The 20,337-nt window shown below is 49.7% G+C and carries 14 protein-coding genes; 9 read left to right on the top strand and 5 right to left on the bottom strand.

From position 1 onward, the window contains the following. Window positions 1–40 precede the first annotated feature (40 nt). Window positions 41–1,687: a response regulator gene (locus tag EQU24_RS17875; protein WP_017842254.1), complete on the top strand. Its 1,647-nt coding sequence runs from the start codon at window positions 41–43 to the stop codon at window positions 1,685–1,687. Then, entirely contained in the window at window positions 1,687–2,358 is a 672-nt protein-coding gene (locus EQU24_RS17870) for a sensor histidine kinase (RefSeq protein ID WP_017842255.1), read from the top strand. The genes EQU24_RS17875 and EQU24_RS17870 overlap by 1 nt, the downstream gene beginning before the upstream one ends. Here the strand turns inward: EQU24_RS17870 and holA are convergent. Genes holA through leuS form a run of 3 tightly spaced genes read right to left on the bottom strand, consistent with a single transcriptional unit; the run spans window position 2,339 to window position 6,323 of the window. Beyond that, window positions 2,339–3,364: a DNA polymerase III subunit delta gene (gene holA, locus EQU24_RS17865; protein WP_017842256.1), complete on the bottom strand. Its 1,026-nt coding sequence runs from the start codon at window positions 3,362–3,364 to the stop codon at window positions 2,339–2,341. The two genes, EQU24_RS17870 and holA, sit on opposite strands and share 20 nt — an antisense overlap. Before the next feature lie 3 nt (window positions 3,365–3,367). Then, entirely contained in the window at window positions 3,368–3,859 is a 492-nt protein-coding gene (locus EQU24_RS17860; RefSeq protein WP_017842257.1) for an LPS-assembly lipoprotein LptE, read from the bottom strand. A gap of 13 nt (window positions 3,860–3,872) precedes the next feature. Further along, window positions 3,873–6,323: a leucine--tRNA ligase gene (gene leuS, locus EQU24_RS17855; protein WP_017842258.1), complete on the bottom strand. Its 2,451-nt coding sequence runs from the start codon at window positions 6,321–6,323 to the stop codon at window positions 3,873–3,875. Between the two features lie 83 nt (window positions 6,324–6,406). On the opposite strand from leuS, the gene EQU24_RS17850 reads away from it, so the two are divergent. After that, a complete protein-coding gene (locus EQU24_RS17850) occupies window positions 6,407–6,889 on the top strand; it encodes a zinc ribbon-containing protein (protein ID WP_017842259.1) in 483 nt (160 codons plus the stop codon). Between the two features lie 59 nt (window positions 6,890–6,948). Further along, window positions 6,949–7,728: a ParA family protein gene (locus EQU24_RS17845; protein WP_017842260.1), complete on the top strand. Its 780-nt coding sequence runs from the start codon at window positions 6,949–6,951 to the stop codon at window positions 7,726–7,728. A gap of 393 nt (window positions 7,729–8,121) precedes the next feature. Here the strand turns inward: EQU24_RS17845 and EQU24_RS17840 are convergent, their stop codons facing one another. Then, window positions 8,122–9,393: a cyclic di-GMP phosphodiesterase gene (locus tag EQU24_RS17840; RefSeq protein ID WP_235726430.1), complete on the bottom strand. Its 1,272-nt coding sequence runs from the start codon at window positions 9,391–9,393 to the stop codon at window positions 8,122–8,124. 232 nt (window positions 9,394–9,625) lie between these two features. Beyond that, a complete protein-coding gene (lnt, locus tag EQU24_RS17835) occupies window positions 9,626–11,167 on the bottom strand; it encodes an apolipoprotein N-acyltransferase (RefSeq protein ID WP_017842263.1) in 1,542 nt (513 codons plus the stop codon). Between the two features lie 306 nt (window positions 11,168–11,473). On the opposite strand from lnt, the gene soxB reads away from it, so the two are divergent. The 5 genes from soxB (at window position 11,474) to EQU24_RS17810 (ending at window position 20,325) form a co-directional block, all read left to right on the top strand. Further along, window positions 11,474–13,153, top strand: a complete 1,680-nt coding sequence (gene soxB, locus EQU24_RS17830) for a thiosulfohydrolase SoxB (RefSeq protein ID WP_017842264.1) — start codon at window positions 11,474–11,476, stop codon at window positions 13,151–13,153. A gap of 1,314 nt (window positions 13,154–14,467) precedes the next feature. Continuing rightward, a complete protein-coding gene (gene groES / locus EQU24_RS17825) occupies window positions 14,468–14,758 on the top strand; it encodes a co-chaperone GroES (RefSeq protein WP_017842265.1) in 291 nt (96 codons plus the stop codon). Between the two features lie 38 nt (window positions 14,759–14,796). Next, a complete protein-coding gene (groL, locus tag EQU24_RS17820; RefSeq protein WP_017842266.1) occupies window positions 14,797–16,419 on the top strand; it encodes a chaperonin GroEL in 1,623 nt (540 codons plus the stop codon). A gap of 230 nt (window positions 16,420–16,649) precedes the next feature. Beyond that, the gene (locus EQU24_RS17815) at window positions 16,650–19,703 is read left to right on the top strand and encodes a DEAD/DEAH box helicase (protein WP_017842267.1); all 3,054 of its coding nucleotides are present in this window, start codon (window positions 16,650–16,652) and stop codon (window positions 19,701–19,703) included. Between the two features lie 25 nt (window positions 19,704–19,728). Then, entirely contained in the window at window positions 19,729–20,325 is a 597-nt protein-coding gene (locus tag EQU24_RS17810) for a Uma2 family endonuclease (protein WP_017842268.1), read from the top strand. Window positions 20,326–20,337 lie beyond the last annotated feature (12 nt).

The raw sequence follows: 20,337 nt of genomic DNA, 5'->3' as shown, positions 1-20,337 counted from the left end.
TTGATTATTTTCAAGTCATGAGCTAGACACTTTAGAAACTATGGTTAAAATTGCTTTCATGAATCTAAATCTAAAGTCCAAAAAATTTCTGATCGTCGAAGATCTGGCCAATATGCGTAAAGCGATACGCGAATTGCTGTATACGCTCGATGTGCAGCATATCGTCGAAGCTGCCAATGGTCTAAATGCGATTGCTGCGATGAAAAGGGAGCGTTTCGATGTCGTGTTGTGCGATTACAATTTAGGCGAGGGGAAGAACGGACAGCAAGTATTAGAAGAAGCCAGGTTTCGTAAATTGTTACCTTACAGCTCCACCTTTATTATGGTAACGGCGGAACAAAATCAAAGTATGGTCTTGGGGGCTATGGAAAGTAAGCCTGACGAGTATTTGACTAAGCCTTTTAACGGTCAACAATTACTGATGCGGCTGGAAAGAAATCAAACTAAAAAAGAGTTTTTCGCCGATATAGAACAGGCAATCGAGGCCGATAATTATAGTCTGGCGATCCAGTATTGCGATAGCAAGCTCCAAGAAGGCAACCGGAAAATGCATTTGCATTTGCAGAAAATTCGTGCCGAATTGGCTGTTAATACCGGCGATTTTAAAAAAGCGGAAAGTATTTACCGCGAAGTGTTGGCCGCGCGAGAGCTTAATTGGGCGCGTCTGGGGTTGGGAATTATCGCTTATTTGCAAGGCGACTACGAATCGGCCGTTGAAGTTTTTCAAAACTTAATCGACAGTCAGCCGATGATGTTGGAGGCTTATGACTGGTTAGCCAAAGCTCATGAAGCGAGCGGCGATTATCTAACCGCGCAAGCCGCGTTAGATAAGGCTACCAAGATTTCACCGCAGGCTATTTTGCGGCATAAGAAATTAGCGGCTTTAGCCGATAAAACGGGGCATTTGGAAATCGCCGAAAAGGCTTATTTATCGGCGGTCAATTTAGGCAAAAACTCCGTTCACAAGTCATCCGGGGATTTTTCCGGGTTGGCCAAAGTTTATTCGAAGACCAATAATAGCGCTGCAGCGCTGAATACGCTGAAAGACATGCGCAAACAGTATATCAATGATCCGGAGGCAGAACTTCGAGCGGCGGCATTGGAGACCGAAGTCTACCAGCAAATCGGCGATGAAGAAATGTCGGAGCAGGCTTATCGGACAGCACAGGCGTTGTGCGAAAAGTTGGGCGATAAAATTCCGAATGATTTGCGCATGGATGTCGTTAAGGCGCATTATTTAAAAGGAAATAATGAATCGGCGAACGCGATACTGGATCAATTGATCAAGAATAATATCGATGACGAACATTTTATCGGCAACGTCAAGACTATGTTGGGTAGTATCGTTAGCGAGCATCATGCGGATGCATTGATTGCACCGATCAAGCAGGCCCTGATCGAAATCAATAACAAAGGAGTGGATTTGTTCAAGCGAGGGAAGCTATTGGAAGCGATGCGGGTTTTTGAAGAAGCGGCCGAGATTATGCCCGAAAACAAAACGATCATGATCAATATGATCAAGATTTTGATTTATGATTTGAAAAAGTCGGGATTTAATCAACACAAATTTGCAAGGGCTCAGGACTTGATCAAAAAAGCCGCTAAATATGGCGTTAATCCGGATAAAATCGGGAATATGTTGATGCAATTGGAAAAAATGTCTGCCGTGAACGAATCCAAGGTCTAATGTCTATATCCCCTATCAATAATTTTTCGACGATTTTGGCAGCATCGATTCATGACATCAAAAATTCCTTGTCGACTGCCCGCGAATTAATTGCACAATTAGCTAAGCTTGACGGTGTTGCAGAGACTCCCGAATTTCGACAGTTGGAGTTTGAAGCAAGCCGCATGAATAGCAGTCTGATGCAATTGTTGGTATTGTACAAAATCGATTCGTCGCTGTTTTGTCCGGTGATCGATGAGTACCAAGTCAAAGATATTCTCGACGATGTGGTGGCTCAACAGAGGGGCGTGCTGGCTTTGGGCGGGATAGGCTTGATCGTCGAATGTGCCGACGACCTGTATTGTTATTGCGATAGCGGATTAATTAATACCGTACTGATTTCGATCATTAATAACGCCCAGCGTTATTGCCGCAAAACCATTGTGTTATCGGCTTATCAATCCGGCGATTCGGTTTGTTTCCAGGTCGAGGACGACGGCGAGGGATATCCTGCTGAATTAATTGCGGATTTGTCGTATCCGGTTGCTAACGGGCCAGGTAATACCGGTCTTGGATTGTTCTTTGCGGAAACGATTGCCGAGTTGCATCGCAAGGGAACGAAAAGCGGTATCGTGCGAATCGATAACAATAGTTGTTATGAGGGGGCTCGGTTCAGATTGTTTCTGCCATAACTTCGGCGCCTCCGATCAGTAGGCATATTTGTGTCAGAGTATCCCATGCGCTGCCTTTAGAAGCCCCTTTGATTCGCCGGTCCGCTTCTGTGCTCATCAGCAGGGCTTTATTCAATTGCGTTAGTTTAAGGCGTTGTTCGGCGCCGAGAACCAGTCCTTTTCGATTTTCCCATACGTGAGCGTTTCTGAGTGCCTGATCTTTGGAAAAGCCTTGATATCGGGCGGCTTTGATCGAAATCAGTAAACGGATATCCCGGGTCAATGCCCACAACACAAGGGGTTCCGCAGTGCCTTCCGACTTCAAACCTTGCAACATTTTTAGTATGCGTCCGGTTTTTCCTGCCAGCATCGCATCGCAAAGATTAAAAACATCGTAACGCGAACTATCCGCGACGGCCGATTCGATATCGTGTCGGCTAAGTTGTTTTGGACCGTGCAGCACAAAAAGCTTTTCGATTTCTTGTGCGGCAGCCAGTAAATTGCCTTCAACCCGGCCGGCTAATAAGCGCAACCCCTCTTGGTCGCCGGATAATCCTTTATTCGCCATTCTATTTTGCAGCCAGTTGATGAGGTCTTGCCCTGAAGGAGGCCATATTTGGATGATGACGCCGACCTTATCCAATGCTTGAGCCCATTTGGATTTTAACGAAGCGCTGTCGAGCTTGCCGGATGTGATGAGCAGTAATGTGTCTTCGGGCAGGCGTGCGCAATATTCGGTAAATGCTTTTGCGCCTTCCGCACCGGGTTTGCCGGAGGGTAGCCGTAAATCGATAATTTTTTTATCGGCAAAAATACTGAATGAATCGGCGGATTCTCCCAGCGAAGCCCATTCAAAATGAGCGTCGACGGTCAGCACCTCTCTGTTTTCGAATCCGGCTTTTTTCGCGGCGCGCCTAACCGCATCGGCGGCTTCGCCCAGTTGCAACGGTTCGTCGCCTGCAATCAAATAGACCGGCGCCAAATTTTTATTCAGCGCCGCTTCGAGTTGTTCCGCTTTTAAACGCAAGGCTTAATATTTGTGAAGTTGGGTTCGTGCGAGGTCGAGAATTGACCGTACAGCTTGTTTATACATTTCGTTAATAATTATTTGTTCCTCGTTGGCTTGAGCAATGACCGCTTCCTGGTCGTTGTAATATTCCCGGATAATTTCGACCGACTGATTGCGAGCCAAAACGGCTCCTTGATTATCCAAAAGTTCGTATTCCAATTTGTAATTTAATTCGAACTCGTTTGCTTTGCCGATGGAGCTTAGCGACAAAACTCGCCTATCCAGTCGTTCATTCAACGTATTAATTACCAACTCGGCTTGTCCGACCGAATCGACGATGCGCACGGGAGACGATCTCAATGTTCGGGTAAAATGATCGCGCAGATTACCCGAAACTCCCTGCAGATAAACCTTGTTGATATTGTCGGGGAGGTCTACGGTTCCTTGTAGTCGGTATCCGCAGGCGCTTAACGCCAATGTCATTAAAATCAGCGGGGCTACTTTAAATCTCATGCGCGACCTCGTTTCATACAACTATATTGATCAATTTATTAGGTACGACGATGACTTTTTTGACCGGTTTGTCTTCGATAAAGCGCTTGACGTTTTCGTCGTCGAGAGCAAAGGCTTCGATTTGTTCTTTTGAAGCGCCGGCAGCCACTGAAATCTTGCCGCGAAGCTTGCCGTTGACTTGCACGACGATTTCGAGCGTGTCGAGCCGCATCGCTCTCGAATCGGCTTTGGGCCATGCGCTATCCAAAAGACTGTCGCTTTGATCCAAATGTTCCCAAAGCCGTTGGCAGATATGCGGAACCATCGGCGACAACATTAAGACGATCGCCGTCAATGCTTCCCGGCGAATGGCTTTGGCGTTACCGGAATCGCTATCGAATTTCGATACGGAATTCAAAAGCTCCATGTTCGCCGCGATCGCAGTGTTGAAAGTATGGCGTCTGGCCATGTCGTCGGTGACTTTTTCGATGGTTTGATGCAGTTGCCGGCGAAGATTTTTTTCATCGTCGGTCAATGCATTGCTGTCGATTTCGGGAGCCGGTAGATCGTTTTGAATGTGCTGATGGATCTGCTTCCAAAGCCGGCGTAGAAAGCGGAACGCGCCTTCGACGCCGCTGTCGGACCATTCGAGCGATTGTTCGGGCGGCGATGCGAACATGATGAACAAGCGCACCGTGTCGGCGCCGTATTGATCGATCAAGGCCTGCGGGTCGACCGTGTTGCCTTTCGATTTCGACATTTTGCTGCCGTCTTTGAGTACCATGCCTTGCGTTAGCAAGTTTTTGAACGGTTCGTCGGGTACCGGCAAGCCTTCGTCGCGCATCAATTTAGTGAAAAAACGGGCGTACAGAAGATGCAGGATCGCGTGTTCGATGCCGCCGATGTATTGATCGACCGGTAACCAGTATTTCGCGGCTTCGTCGACCATCGAGTTCGCCTTGGGGCTCGCAAAACGCGCGAAATACCATGACGATTCCATGAATGTGTCGAAGGTGTCGGTTTCGCGCCGTGCCGGTTTGCCGCATTTCGGGCAGTCGACATGCGAAAAGGTCGGGTGCGCGACCAACGGCGATTGAGAACCGTCGAGCACGACGTCGCGCGGTAATGTGACCGGTAATTGATCTTCCGGCACCGGTACCGTGCCGCAGTCGTCGCAATAGATAATCGGAACCGGCGCGCCCCAATAGCGTTGCCTCGAAACGCCCCAGTCGCGCAGTCGGAAGTTGGTTTTGCGAGTACCGCGATTTTCTTTTTCGAGCTTTTCGGCGATTGCGGTGAAGGCTTGTTCGGAGGTCAGTCCGTCGAATTCGCCGGAGTTGCGCAAGATGCCTTTGTTGGTAAAAGCTTTCTCGGTGCAGCTGTCGTCGGAATCGTCGAGCGAATGAATGACCTGCTTGATCGCAATGCCGTATTTATGCGCGAATTCGAAATCGCGCTGGTCGTGCGCGGGCACCGCCATGACTGCGCCGGTTCCGTAACCCATCAAGACGAAATTCGCGATCCAAACCGGAACTTGCTCACCGCTAATCGGATGCACGGCCTTGATTCCGGAATCGATGCCTTTTTTCTCCATCGTTTCCATTGCAGCTTCCGAAGTTTCCATGATCTTGCACTCTTCGACGAAGCGGGCGATTTCGGCATTGTTTTCGGCGGCTTTCAGTGCCAAGGGATGTTCGGCGGCAACGGCCAAGTATGTCACGCCCATTAAAGTGTCGGGGCGGGTCGTATAGATTCTGAGCGGTTCGCTGGCGCCGGGTACCGGAAAGTCCATCTCGACGCCTTCGGAGCGGCCGATCCAGTTGGCTTGCATCGTTCTGACCTGTTCCGGCCAGCCGTCCAGACTTTCTAGGGCCTCTAACAATTCATCGGCATAGGCGGTGATTTTTAGGAACCACTGCGAAATTTCTTTGCGTTCGACCGGTGTGTCGCAGCGCCAGCAGCCGCCGTCGATAACTTGTTCGTTGGCGAGGACCGTCAAGTCGTTCGGACACCAATTGACCGGTGCGGTTTTTTTATAAACCAGGCCTTTTTCGAAGAGTTTCAGGAAGAACCATTGCTCCCAGCGGTAATAATCGGGGTCGCAAGTTGCCAGTTCGCGGTTCCAGTCGTAACCGAAACCGAGACGTTTAAGTTGATCGCGCATGTAACCGATGTTTTCGTAGGTCCAATCGGCCGGATGAACGCCGTGCTGCATCGCGGCATTTTCGGCCGGCAAACCGAACGCGTCCCAACCCATTGGTTGCAGCACGTTCTTGCCTTGCATACGCTGAAATCGACTGATCACATCGCCTATCGTATAATTCCGAACATGGCCCATATGCAGCTTGCCGCTGGGGTAGGGGAACATCGATAGGCAGTAATATTTTTCGCGATTCGAATCTTCATGGGCCGCGAAGGCGTTGTTGTCTTCCCAGGATTGTTGAATCGCTTGCTCGATTTCTAACGGCTTGTAACTTTCTTCCATCCTTCTCATCTTTTCCGGTCAAAAAATATTAGAATACAGTACACTTGTTTAAATCTAAAGCCTCATTTTAAGGAGTTCATCGTATGAGTGACAATAAATTAATTAAAGCCTATAACAATTTGATGGAACACCTTTATGAGGTGATGGACGACGGTATACATTCTTTGGCTCATGCACTCGACCAAGCCAAGGAAAAAACCAGCGAATTCGGCGGTTTGACACAGGAAGAAATTAATAAAGTATCCGACTACGTCAAGCGCGATGTCGTGCATGCTGCGCATTCGCGCAATGAAAGCGAAGCTGAAGATTTGTCCGAATGGCTGAAATTCGATATCGATTTGCTCGAAAATTTCGCGCTGGAGGAATTTATGAGTTTGGCCGATAAAACTAGCGTCGAATTAGCCAAACTCAGGGCGATTGCCGAAGTTAATACGTATCATAGTGGTGAAGTCGCCAGTCCCGGCACCTTTGTTTGCGATCAATGCAATAAGGAAATTTCGTTTAAAACGATCAGCGAGATTCCAAAATGCCCGGCCTGCGGAGCCGATACCTTCGTTCGGTGTTGATATTATCCTGTCAAACCTTATAATGCCGACTTTAACTATCTGATTTTATGGAGCATAGCATGCGCAGGGTCATTTTCAACCAGAAGGGCGGAGTCGGCAAGTCCACAATTTCTTGCAATTTGGCTGCGATCAGTGCGGTCGAAGGCAAAAAAACGCTGGTCGTTGACTTGGATATGCAAGGCAATGCGACTCAGTATCTACTGGGTGGAAAAGTCGCTAATTCCGATAAGACCATCGCGAAGTTTTTCAAGGATTGTTTAGGCCTCGGTCTGTTCGGCAGTAATAATCCGGGGCTTGAGGACGTGATTCATGAAACGCCTTTTCCGAATCTTTTTGTGATCCCTTCTCATCCTGAGCTTGAGCCTTTACAAGCCAGGCTGGAATCCCGATACAAGATTTTTAAATTGAAAGAAGCTTTGGAAAAGTTGGAAGGATTTGATGCGGTTTACATGGATACCCCGCCGATCTTGAATTTTTATAGCCAATCGGCATTGATTGCCGCGCATAAGTGCCTGATACCGTTCGATTGCGATGCATTTTCGCGTGAGGCCTTATATACGCTGATGCATGCTTTGACCGAAGTCAAGGCCGATCATAACCAAGAATTGGAAATCGAAGGCATCGTCGTTAATCAATACCAAAAACAAGCCAATCTGCCAAGGCAATTGGTCGAGGATCTGATTACGGAAGGTCACCCGGTGCTTGATGCTAAAATTTCTCCGTCGGTAAAAATTAGGGAATCGCACAGCGAATCGAAACCGCTGGTCTATTATGCGCCGTATCATAAACTGACCGATGAGTTTCGAGCGCTACATATCGAAATTACCGGTAAAGTTTGATCTTATCGTTCTTCGTGGATGCCCCGATATTCAGCTTTTATACCCTCTGTAATTGTTAAATATGAATTGTAGTAGGGTACGCTGCGCCTTCCTCTATGCCTTTAAGTACCGACTCCTTACCCAGGTTTAGCCATATAGGTTGTGAGTTAACATTGATATGTGGCGCCATGGTAAGCACCGCGTACCCTACGAAGTTTAGCTAATGCAGCCTTGATATTATTTTTGCCTCCTACCGTTCCGGGCGTTTAATATCTTTAAGATTTATCAGACATTAGCGTTCCCGAATTTTCTATAAGCTCTGTTCAGAAAGTTCATCGATACTTGTGTATAACGGCGAGCGTTCTGCGTGAAACCCATGTAGAGACACTTTCTATTGGAGAGGCGTAATCAAGATCAAGCGGCGATTGCCGCATTCAGTATTCCCTTTTGGTAATATTGGATCACATCGATATTATAGGTGTCGGGGCGTTCAATCTTTCGTATGCTATAAGCATGACCGCTAGCATCCAAGTCCAACTTCGAGAGATCGATCAAGCGTTCTTGACGTGCTTGTTTATTTTCATCTAATAACAAGATGATTTTCGGGCGGATCTTGGCTTTCGGGTTTACCTCGACGACTATCCCGACTTCTCCGGTGTTCAATTCGACAATACTTCCAGGCGGGTAAATACCCAGGCATTCGATGAATTTAATCGTCAGCGAGGAGTCGAGATGCGAACCGGAATTTTTGGTTAATATACTGATGGCTTCGAGATGCGCACGCCCGTTTTGATAAATTCTATCGCTGGTGATTGCATCGTACATATCGGCAATAGCAACGATGCGTGCATAAGGCGTGATGTGTTCTGCTTTTAATTGACGCGGATAGCCGGTACCGTCCAGCTTTTCATGATGCGTGTGAGCAACGTCGATGGCGCCGCCATACATGCCGGGCGAGGCCATCAGTAATTTCCAGCCCAGCGTCGTATGACTTTGCATGATTTTCAGTTCCTCGGGCGTAAATTTTCCGGGTTTATTTAAAATTTCCAGCGGTATTTTCATTTTGCCCATGTCGTGCATCATTCCGCATAAGCCGACATGGTGCAATTCGGCTATCGGTAGATTGATATGTCTGCCTAACGCGATTGAGTAAATACAAACATTCATGCTGTGCTGAGCGGTATATTCGTCGCGTTCTTTCAGTTGCGTCATCCACATTAATGCATCGGGAGCATTGATAATGCTTTCGACGCATTCGGCAACGGCTTTTTTAGCGAGCTCGACATTGATGGTCTTGCCGAGGCGAACTTCCTCCATGAAGCTTTTGACTAAATTGCTCGTTTTATGATGAACATATTCGGCATTCTTGATTTCCTTCGCGAATGTCGAGTGTTTTTCGGGCGGCGTGTGTTTTTCCAGAAAGTCTTTAGAGTAGGCGGTGCTTTTGGCATAGATTTGCGGGGCTTTCGATTGCTTCGTGACATCGATATAGACATATTCGCATTGTTGCTGGACGGCTTCGATGTCGTTTTCGTTTTTCAGCTCGAAGCCTTGAAACAAAAAATTCGTTTCCAGCCAAGGGCGATCGAGTTTCGAGACATACATGCCGACGCGCAAGTCCTTGACATCTATCTTAAATAAGTCGATTGACGAGGCGAATTCGTTGCGGCTCCAGTCAGTCATCATAGCTTCCTCTTTCGTATTGATCCCGCTGGCGATTTTGAGTGCGGCGGTTGTAATTTATTTGAATCGACATGTTTACTATTATACCTTTCGCACTTTAAATTTCGGCAGTGCCTAAGGAGGCACCGGGGTGCTAGGTCGATTTTTGCTCCTGCAAAATCGACATTCACGCCATCCATGGCGCTCGCAAAGGCTTTGCCAGCATGGAGCTGGCATAGAGCCTACATGGACGTATTCACGGCGTCCTTTGACGGGCCCCCCGGTGTCGAATTTTGATCTCCGATAGATATAACAGAGCAATGAGTATCGAGATCGCCGGAGTATCTCCGGTTTTGGCATAGGGCGTCAGCCCGCCCATTGGCTCTATTATGCCGCTGATCGCCGCCGTTTCGAAAGGTATTGCTTGTTTAACGATGCCGCCCATAGGCGAAACAATGGCTGTTACGCCGGTATTGGTAGCCCTCAATAGATAACGGCCCGTTTCGAGCGCGCGCATTCTGGCGATTTGCAAGTGTTGAAAAGGCTCTATCGATTGTCCGAACCAGGCATCGTTGGTAACGTTCACTAAAAAAGCGGCATTCGGCAATTTCTTTCGTGCTTCGCTGCTAATGGCATCCTCATAGCAGATCGAAGCCGCAAACGGATATCCTGCCGCGATTGGCAACGTTTGATTGTCTCCCCCGGGAGTAAAGTGTCCGAGACGCATGTTTAAGAAAGCGAGAATTTTTCCGGACAAGGGTTGCAAGGGCAAATATTCGCCGAAAGGCAGTAAATGGTTTTTATGATAAATACTTCGTTGTTTACCGAGCACTAATACCGAGTTGTATTTTACGTGCGGTTGATCGCCTTTCATAGGGAGGCTGACGATGATGTCACTGTCGTGTTCGACGGCTTCGCGCTCTAGCGGTTCGATAAAACTTTCTTTGACTTCGGAATAATAAGCCGGAATCGATGTTTCCGGCCAGACGATAATGTCGGAGTCCCAGTGTTTTTCTGTTAAGTCGCGGTATTTCCGTAACGTTGCATTGCGGTTTTCCGGCGCCCATTTTTGTTCCTGCGGAATATTGCCCTGCAATAAGCTGACGCGAATGCTCTCTCCGATTGAATGAGTCCATGCGATGTTTTTGCATAGGGCGCCGCTCGCGAAAAGCACGGTAATTAGGGTTAGATTCGTCACGATGCGCCGTTTGCCGTGACGGCATTGCAGCGCGAGGCCAGCGCTCAGAGCCATCAAAAAACCGGTGCCGTACACACCGATGATAGGAATATAGCCGGAAAAAGGGGTCGCGAGTTGCGAGTAGGCAATTTGCAGCCACGGAAAGCCGTTAAGAAACCAATTGCCTCGGATATATTCCACTAAAATCCAGATGCCGGGCGGAATCAAGCTATTGATAGCGTGGTCTGAACGACGAACGATCGCGCTCGTCAAGTATCCGGTCAGTGCCGGGAAGAGGGACCAGACCGATACAAATAACAGCGTGATCAATACGGAACTCAACAAATCGGCTCCGCCATAGACTCGAACGCTGACGAATACCCATGAAACGCCGAAGCCGAATAAGCCCAAGCCAAACAAGAATCCCCGGAAGGCGGCACGGGCGGGAGTTAATTCCTCCCAAGACGCAAATATAAAAGCCAAGGCGACGAAGGCCAGATAGGCATGATCGAAAGGCGCGAAAGCCAGCGCCATTGCAATACCGGCGGCCGGCGCGAGTAAGTCGCCGTAAAACCCTTTGAAAAAAGCGCTTAAATTGTGATTGAAAACGGTTTCCGGCATGTTCATTCTTTACAATAAGGATTTGGTCGTAAATAACTTTTCTATTTTATGGAGGGTTCGGTAACTCGATTGGCAGGTGTCGGCGGCAGGGCAGATTTTTGCTCCTGCAAAATCTGCATTCATGCCATCCTTGGCAATCAGTCGCCGCCGTCAAGTCTACTCGGACGTATTCACGGCGTCCTGCCAAGCGAGTTACCGAACTCTCAACAAAGCTCAGAGTTCCAGGACGTTATTTGTTACGAAATCCTAACTATTGAATATAAAACGCATTTGTCGTATGTCCATCCATCGGAGAAAATCCAGACGATGAATTTAAGTCGCCGTGAGTTTTTACAAGCGCTTACGATAACGCTGTTATCCTCGAATTGTTCGACACAAAGGCGTTTCGGCGATTTCGATATCGAAGGCCTATATTCGGCACAGTCCTTCGGCAATGTCAGATTGCTGCATTTTACCGATTGCCATGCGCAATTGCTTCCTGTTTATTATCGGGAGCCTTCGAATATTCTCACCGCCGGCGAAAGGCATGGGCACGCGGTTCCTTTAAGCGGGCAGGCATTAGTCGATTATTACAGGATAAAATCCGGCAGCCCTGAAGCTTATGCCTTCACGCATTTACACTTTATCGAATTGGCCGAAATTTACGGAAAAATGGGCGGTTTCGCGCACTTGGCGACATTGATCGAGCTGCTTCGGGGAGAAAGCGGTCCAGGCAACACCTTATTGCTCGACGGCGGCGACAGTTGGCAAGGTTCGGCTACGGCATTGTGGACGCAAGGGCGGGATATGGTGGCGGCCTGCAATCTCTTGGGCGTCGACGTAATGACCGGACACTGGGAATTTACTTACGGCAGCAAGCGTGTTTTGGAAAATCTCAAACAGTTTAACGGCGAGTTCGCCGCGCAAAATATTGCGTTGACCGATGCGGCCCGATTCGACAGTGATGACGATAACCCTGCTGTGTTCAAACCCTATGTCATTAAAACCTTGCAACACGCGCGAGTTGCCGTCATCGGGCAGGCGTTTCCATACACGCCGATAGCCAATCCCAAGCGCTTCGTCCCGGATTGGCAATTCGGCATTCAAGAACACAATCTGCAAGCCGTCATAGACCAGATCAAAACCGATAAAGCCGCCGATGTCATCGTGCTGCTGTCTCATAACGGCCTCGATGTCGATTTAAAATTGGCGTCGAGAGTCAGTAGGCTGGATATTATTTTAGGCGGTCATACGCACGATGCCTTGCCCAAACCAATCTTGATCGATAATTCGGGCGGCAAGACTTGGGTGAGCAATGCCGGCAGCCATGGCAAGTTTTTGGCGGTGTTGGATTTGGATGTTGGTAAAGGTCGACTGAAAGGTTTGAATTACCGTTTATTGCCGATATTCTCGAATCTGTTGCCGCCCGATCCTAAGATGCAGAAATTGATTGAAACCGTTAGAAATCCATATATCGATCAATTGGCTTATCCGTTAGCGACTGCCGACCGACTCTTGTATCGGCGCGACCGTTTTCACGGTACCTTCGATCAATTAATTCTCGATGCCTTGCTTGAAGTTAGTGGTGCCGAGATCGCCATGTCACCGGGATTCCGCTGGGGCAACACATTACTGCCGGGGCAAACAATTACGCTGGAGGACGTGATGAATCATACTGCGATCACTTATCCAGAAACTTATATGCGCTCCCTATTAGGACGAGAAATCAAAGCGATTCTCGAAGATATTGCGGATAATCTATTCAACAAAGATCCGTATTATCGTCAAGGCGGCGACATGGTGCGCGTCGGCGGCTTTCGTTTCAATTGCGATCCGAACGCGGAAGTCGGCCGTCGTATCTCCGGACTTAGAATGCCGGACGGAAAGACGCTTGATGCCGATAAAACTTATAAAGTCGCCGGTTGGGCCGGTGTCGGCGAGCCGTCTTCGGGAAAAACGGTTTGGGAGGTTGTTGTCGAGTATTTGGGGAAGTCAGGTGAAAGATGAAAGATGAAAGGTGAAAGATGAAAGGTGAAAGGTGAAAGGTGAAAGGGGAAAGGTGAAAGGTGAAAGGGGAAAGGGGAAAGGGAAAGGGGAAAGGGGAAAAGGGGAAAGGTGAAAGGTGAAAGGTGAAAGGTGAAAGGTGAAAGGTGAAAGGTGAAAGGTGAAAGGGGAAAGGGGAAAGGGGAAAGGTGAAAGGGGGGGCTTTTTTCGTGGCTCTTGCTTTCCGAGACCCGCCGCGCGATTCGAACTGGAGCCGATTGCAATCGATGCAAGCCATGGAAAGCCATATAGTGCCTCGGCTTCGCTTTTGCTTAGGAATATGCACAAAATAACTGCTACAAGTAGTAGGCTTTGCGGCGATTCGGTGACTCGCTTGACAGGACGCCGTGAATACTTCCATGTAGGCTTGACGGCGGAATCTGATTGCCATGGATGGCATGAATGCAGATTTTGCAGGAGCAAAAATCTGCCCTGCCGCCGACACCTGTCAATCGAGCCACCGAACCCCCTCCCAGAAGTTGTCGAAGTTATTTCATGCTCGTTCTTTGGTACCTCGAGCTAGGCTGGCATTCGTTATTCTTTGAGGTGTTCTAGTCTTCAATGGGCCTAGGCGGAAGGCTTAGGCATGGGCTTTTATCCTAAAAAGAGCAGTTGACATGTGTTGTAGACCGTTCGTGTTGTGCTAAGTCGAAGCATGAAGGGTCTACAACACTTTCACCGTCTTGGTGAAGCCTCAAACTACCGTTCACCCTTCGACGGGGCTCTCCTGAGCGCAGCCGAAGGGCTCAGGGCGAACGGTAGTTTGAGGCTCTCAACTGCTCTTTTTAGGTTTATGCACATTGTTCTATCTTAGCTTTAACTTAGCCGGTTAGGCGGGTTTTAAATACAAATACGTCTTCAATTATGCATGTAAGTCATTGATATCATAATTTGACCGCATACTGTATAAAAATTAGCCGATTTAACAAAGTTGTAATAAACATGCGGCTTTATCGTCTCAGTCTTCAAGATATGCACAAAGTTATCCACAGGTTTTGTGGTTAAAGGCCGCCTTCTATAAATTTTCAAGAAACAGAACCTAAAAATTTAAAAAAGCGGCCTTGAAATTCAAAAAACCACCCCTAAATTTGCGTCGAAGCTAGTACAGCACCATTTTTATAATGACAACTTAAAATAGGAAATTTATCTGATGAGTCAGAAGCTTTTCTATCCTCTAGTTCGACATAACAAAATGGTCGTTGCACAAGTCAATAGCGATATGAAACTTTATTCAACATTCATTTCATTTATTTATTGATTCATGAGGTACACATTCTTATGAGTATTCGTCCTTTACATGACCGTGTCGTCGTTAAGCGCTTGGAAAGCGAGAAAACCACGCCGGGAGGCATCGTAATTCCCGATAATGCGAAGGAAAAACCGATCACTGCCGAAGTCATTGCCGTCGGCAACGGTAAATTGCTCTCTAACGGCGATAAACACGCATTGACAGTCAAGGTCGGCGACAAGGTCTTGATCGGCAAATATTCCGGCACCGATGTCAAAATAGACGGCGCCGAGCTCGTCGTGTTGCGCGAAGACGATATTTTGGGTGTTTTAGAATCTTGATGTAACCGATTTGAAGAATAGTTGGAGGAAAACCGAATATGGCAGCTAAAGAAGTTCTATTTTCAGATGATGCGCGTCACCGTATGTTAACAGGCGTCAACATTTTGGCCGATGCGGTCAAGCAAACGCTCGGACCGAAAGGCCGCAACGTCGTGTTGGCAAAGAGTTTCGGCGCGCCGACTGTGACCAAAGACGGCGTATCGGTCGCGAAAGAAATCGAATTGCAAGGTAAATTCGAAAACATGGGCGCTCAAATGGTCAAGGAAGTCGCTTCGAAGACTTCTGACATCGCCGGCGACGGTACAACGACTGCAACCGTTTTGGCTCAAGCGATTGTGCGCGAGGGCTTGAAATCGGTCGCGGCCGGCGCCAATCCGATGGATATTAAGCGCGGCATCGATCAAGCGGTTAGCTCCGCGGTCGAAGAATTGAAAAAAATCTCCAAACCTTGCGAGGACAGTAAGTCTATCGCACAAGTCGGCACGGTTTCGGCCAATGCGGATGAGTCGATTGGCAAGATCATTGCCGATGCAATGGACAAGGTCGGCAAGGAAGGCGTCATTACCGTCGAGGACGGTTCAGGAATGGACAACGAGCTCGAAGTCGTCGAGGGCATGCAATTCGACCGCGGCTACATTTCGCCGTATTTCGCGAATCAAAAAGAAACGATGACGGCCGAATTGGATGCCCCGTACATTCTGCTGCACGACAAAAAAATTTCGAATATCCGCGACATGCTGCCGTTGCTCGAAAAAGTGTCCAAATCCGGCAAGCCTTTATTGATCGTCGCCGAGGATGTCGAAGGCGAAGCTCTCGCGACGCTGGTCGTCAATACATTGAGAGGCATTTTGAAAGTTTGTGCGGTTAAAGCACCGGGCTTCGGCGACCGGCGTAAAGCGATGCTCGAAGACATGGCGATTCTGACCGGCGGCAAGGTCATCACCGAAGAAGTCGGCTTGAGCCTCGAAAAAACCGAACTCGAGGATCTCGGCACCGCGAAGAAAGTTCAAGTCAACAAAGACAATACCATCATCGTCGACGGTAGCGGTAAACACGAAGACATCACGGCGCGCGTTGAGCAGTTGCGCAAACAAGTCGAAGATACCAGCTCGAATTACGACAAGGAAAAACTACAAGAGCGTATTGCTAAATTGTCTGGCGGTGTCGCGGTGATCAAAGTCGGCGCGGCGACCGAGATCGAAATGAAGGAAAAGAAAGCGCGCGTCGAAGACGCCTTACATGCGACTCGCGCAGCGGTCGAAGAAGGCATCGTGCCAGGCGGCGGCGTCGCGCTGATCCGCGCGCAAGCTGCCTTGCAAGATCTGAAAACCGACAATACCGACCGTAACGTCGGAATCAAGATATTGCGCCGCGCGATCGAAGAGCCGTTGCGCCAAATCGCAACCAATGCCGGCGTCGAGGCTTCGGTCATTGTGGCCAAGGTTCAAGAAGGCAGCGGCAGTTATGGTTACAACGCGGCCAGCGGCGAATACGGCGACATGCTCGAAATGGGCATTCTCGACCCGACCAAAGTGGCTCGGTCGGCCTTGCAAAACGCGGCCTCGATCGCGGGACTCATGCTGACGACCGAAGCGATGGTCGCCGAATTGCCGAAAGAAGACAAACCGATGATGCCGGTCGGCGGCATGGACGATTATTGATCCGGCTATTGTACCTTTCGCACTTCAAATTTCGGCAGCGCCTGGGGAGGCACCGGGGTGTGCGGCAAAGGCTTTGCCTGCATGGAGCAGGTATAGAGGGACGTATTTACGGCGTCCTTTGACGAGCACCCCTGAGGCCGAAGATGGGTATATGCCGAAAATACCCGAAGCGACAAGCCGTTAAATTACGTTAGAATAACCTAACTTCCGATTTCTTAACGGCAAACGCTATGGACAACGATTTTTTTCTTTTCGATACCGAACGACTGCATGCCGTCGCGGCCGATGACCGTGTTAAGCAAGGCCTGGCTTATTTTTCCGAGAACCGTGTGTTCGATCTCGACCTACAGGACGGCATCTTGTCGGCTCAGGTCGAAGATGAGGATGCCGAGTTGCCGTATTATGTGGAGTTGTCCGAAGGCGGGGATATGCAACTTCATGTCGATTGCCACTGCGGCGATCATCAGCTGGTTTGCAAGCATGCTGTCGCGGTCTTGTACGCTTACGCCGATCAGTTCGGAGGCGATGAACAGACTCTGCTCGGTAGCGCGGTCGAGGAAGCGATCGCCGAACGCGTCAAAAAAGGCCGCAACGAAGTCCGTGTTAAATTGATCAGCGGCAATCTCGGTTTCGGCATTTGGCAGGCGTCGTCGATCCAATCGGCGACGCATTGGCAGCAAACCTATCAGGTGCAGATTCGCTCGCTCGATCAACGTATGAATTATTGCACCTGTCCCGATTTGGCAAGTAACCGCCTCGGCACTTGTAAACATATCGAAGCGGTCTTGCATTATGCGAGCAAACAGCCCGACTATAAGAAACTGAAACAGGCCGGTTGCCCGGTGTCTTTCGTCTACCTATCTTGGGAGTCGGCCACGCATCCGGTGCTGCGCTTACATCGCAGCCTGCATATCGAAACGGATCTCGCCGAGTTGCTCGCGAATTATTTCAATGCCGACGGCAGTTTCAACGGGCGCATGCCGGAAGATTTTTTCAGATTGTCGGAGCAAGTATTCGGGCGAGAAGATTTACAATTGGGCGACGATGCCGTGCGCTATGCCCGGCAATGTGCCGAGGATGCCGTGCAAGCCGAACGGGGCCGGCAGATTGCTCAGGAAATTCTGCGCGCGAACGGTGTATTGCCCGGTATCAAGGCGCGTTTATTTCCGTATCAAAGCGAAGGCGTGGCATTTTTAGCCTCGCGCGGCCGGGCGCTGCTTGCCGACGACATGGGGCTGGGTAAAACCTTACAGGCTATAACGGCAGCATCCTGGATGGCCGATAATCTCGGCATTCGGCGCGTCCTGATCGTATGCCCGGCGTCGTTGAAATCGCAATGGGCACGCGAAATCGAAAAATTCACGTCGCATGGCGCGCGCATCGTGCAAGGTCCCGCCGAAAACCGTTCGGTGCATTACCGCGCCGATGCCTTGTTTTTCATCGTCAATTACGAATTGATCTTGCGCGATCTTAGCGTCATCACCGAAACGCTGAAGCCTGATCTGGTGATTCTCGACGAAGCGCAGCGCATCAAAAACTGGCGCACTAAAATCGCTTCTTCGGTGAAATTGATTCCGTCGCGTTATGTGTTCGTGCTAAGCGGCACGCCGCTGGAAAACCGCCTGGAAGACCTTTACAGCTTGTTGCAGGTGATCGACGCGCGCGTGCTCGGACCGCTGTGGCGCTGTTTGCTCGATTTCCATGTGACCGACGAACGCGGCAAGGTGATCGGTTACCGAAACTTATCCGAGTTACGGCGGCGTATCGCGCCGATTATGTTGCGGCGCAATCGCAGCTTGGTCAGCGATCAATTGCCGGATCGGACCGAAGTGCGCCTGGATATCCCGATGACGCCCCAGCAAGTCGAACTACACGGATCGGCGCTGTCCGCGGCAGGTTATATCGCACAAATCGCAAAACGCCGACCGTTGACGCCGAGCGAACAAAACCGCTTCATGGCCGCGTTGCAACAAGCACGCATGGCCTGCAATGCCGCCGGCCTTGTCGATAAGGAAACAGAAGGTTCGCCGAAACTCGACGAAATGGTGGGCATCCTCGAAGAGATCTGCCTCGAAAGCAGCCGTAAGGCGGTTATCTTCTCGCAATGGGCACTGATGACCGAAATGGTCGAAGCGAAGGTCCGCGCAATGGGACTCGGCTGCGTGCGATTGCATGGCGGCGTACCGAGCGAAAAGCGCGGCGAATTAATGGAGCGCTTCGAAAAAGACGATTCGGTGCAAGTGTTCATTTCGACCGATGCCGGCGGAACGGGCCTGAATTTGCAATCGGCGACCGTGTTGATCAATCTGGACATGCCGTGGAATCCGGCCATACTGGATCAACGCATCGCGCGGATTCATCGTCTAGGTCAGAAACAGAACGTGCTGATTTTCCTATTGCTGGCCGAGGATTCCTACGAGCAGCAAGTCGCGAAGCTGGTACAAAACAAACGCGACCTGTTCGACAATGTCATCGATCCCGAGGCTTCCGAGGATGTCGTCGGCGTGTCGAAAAAAATGCTGCAGACATTGATCGATGAGCTGACCGCAACAGAGCCCCCGGCAGACACGGAAAATAAGCCGCCGTTGCTGGAGTTGGAAGAAAGCCTCGAAACGGCATCTGCCGATCAGCCCGAAAAACCGCTTAAACATACGGGGCCTGCCGCCAGCGAGGACGAATCCGATAGCGCGATTCGGCAATTGATCGTGAATATACAGAACTGTTTCGGCACCCGTATCGAGCGCATACTAGGCGCAGGCGGCGGGTTGCTGGTCGTTTTGAATGCGGTCGACGATGCCGACGAAGGTAACGCGCGCAACCTGTCCGAGCCCGATGTTCCGGTGGCGCTGATCGACCGGCGAACCTTGGCCGGTTTACAGCGTCTTGGAGCCGCTTCGCCGGTCGCGCAAACCGAAGTACTGTTCGAGCCGGGCGAAAGCGAAGCCGGGGTCGAACCGGTCAATCCGTTGCATCAGACGGCCGAAGACAAATTGAAGTCGGCCGAATTACTGTGGGCTCAGCACGCGAATGCCGGTGTGATGGACTTGTTGACCTCTGCCTTGTTGGCCAAAGCCGCGGCAATTGGCGGTAAAACCCAACCGCCGCCGGCCGATCAGGCGACCGTTTGGTTGTACGGCGAATTATTGCCGCAGCAGTGTGTCACGCAGGAACAGGCCGCCGTATTTGCTCGAGTGTTTTCGTTGAGCCAAGCGCCGTTAGTTCCGGATGCATTGATCGAACAATGCTTGACCGACGTACGCTGGCTATTATCGGTGTTGGCTTGATAGAGAACATCGGAGGGTGAGTATCATGCGCGTCGACTATGTCGAACACCGCTTGAGCGAAGCGGATTATCTGGAAGGCGAACAAGACGGTCAAATCCGGCATGAATTGATTGACGGGATTGTCTGTGCGATGACCGGCGCAAGCGACAAGCACAATAAGATTAACGGCAATGTTTTTGCCGAGCTTAGAAATGTGTTGAAACAAAGACAGTCGCCATGCACAGCCTATATCAACGACATGAAAGTCAAAGTCCAAAACGACTTTTATTATCCCGATGTGATGGTGGTCTACGACCGGCAGAATCATGAAAACGATTACTATAAAACCAGCCCCGTCATCATCATTGAAGTGCTTTCGCCGACGACACGGAGAATCGACAAAACCTTGAAACGCGAAGCCTACCAATCCTTGGAGTTGCTGCAGGAATATGTGCTAATCGAACAAGATAAGGCCGAAATCGAAGTGTTTACGCGGCAAAGCGGCTGGCAGGCGGCTTATTATTATCTCGGCGATACGATTTATTTCGAGTCGATCGATACGAGTATTTCGGTCGAGGATATCTATTACCAGGTCGATAACGAGGATGTCTCGGCATTCATTCAGGAACAGCGGCAATCTTGAAATAGTTAACTA

Origin of the sequence: Methylotuvimicrobium buryatense (genome assembly GCF_005931095.1) — a bacterium.
Classification (GTDB): Bacteria; Pseudomonadota; Gammaproteobacteria; order Methylococcales; family Methylomonadaceae; genus Methylotuvimicrobium; species Methylotuvimicrobium buryatense.
Note: the sequence above shows the minus strand (reverse complement) of the source record. Positions and strands in the feature narration are given on the sequence as shown.

What these genes read in the sequence shown, in the direction of transcription:
- EQU24_RS17870 (WP_017842255.1), top strand. Translation starts at nt 1,687, where the DNA reads ATGTCTATATCCCCTATCAATAATTTTTCGACGATTTTGGCAGCATCG.
- EQU24_RS17815 (WP_017842267.1), top strand. Translation starts at nt 16,650, where the DNA reads ATGGACAACGATTTTTTTCTTTTCGATACCGAACGACTGCATGCCGTC.
- groES (WP_017842265.1), top strand. Translation starts at nt 14,468, where the DNA reads ATGAGTATTCGTCCTTTACATGACCGTGTCGTCGTTAAGCGCTTGGAA.
- EQU24_RS17840 (WP_235726430.1), bottom strand. Translation starts at nt 9,393, where the DNA reads ATGATGACTGACTGGAGCCGCAACGAATTCGCCTCGTCAATCGACTTA.
- soxB (WP_017842264.1), top strand. Translation starts at nt 11,474, where the DNA reads ATGAATTTAAGTCGCCGTGAGTTTTTACAAGCGCTTACGATAACGCTG.
- EQU24_RS17860 (WP_017842257.1), bottom strand. Translation starts at nt 3,859, where the DNA reads ATGAGATTTAAAGTAGCCCCGCTGATTTTAATGACATTGGCGTTAAGC.
- groL (WP_017842266.1), top strand. Translation starts at nt 14,797, where the DNA reads ATGGCAGCTAAAGAAGTTCTATTTTCAGATGATGCGCGTCACCGTATG.
- EQU24_RS17850 (WP_017842259.1), top strand. Translation starts at nt 6,407, where the DNA reads ATGAGTGACAATAAATTAATTAAAGCCTATAACAATTTGATGGAACAC.
- EQU24_RS17810 (WP_017842268.1), top strand. Translation starts at nt 19,729, where the DNA reads ATGCGCGTCGACTATGTCGAACACCGCTTGAGCGAAGCGGATTATCTG.
- EQU24_RS17875 (WP_017842254.1), top strand. Translation starts at nt 41, where the DNA reads ATGGTTAAAATTGCTTTCATGAATCTAAATCTAAAGTCCAAAAAATTT.
- lnt (WP_017842263.1), bottom strand. Translation starts at nt 11,167, where the DNA reads ATGCCGGAAACCGTTTTCAATCACAATTTAAGCGCTTTTTTCAAAGGG.
- EQU24_RS17845 (WP_017842260.1), top strand. Translation starts at nt 6,949, where the DNA reads ATGCGCAGGGTCATTTTCAACCAGAAGGGCGGAGTCGGCAAGTCCACA.
- leuS (WP_017842258.1), bottom strand. Translation starts at nt 6,323, where the DNA reads ATGGAAGAAAGTTACAAGCCGTTAGAAATCGAGCAAGCGATTCAACAA.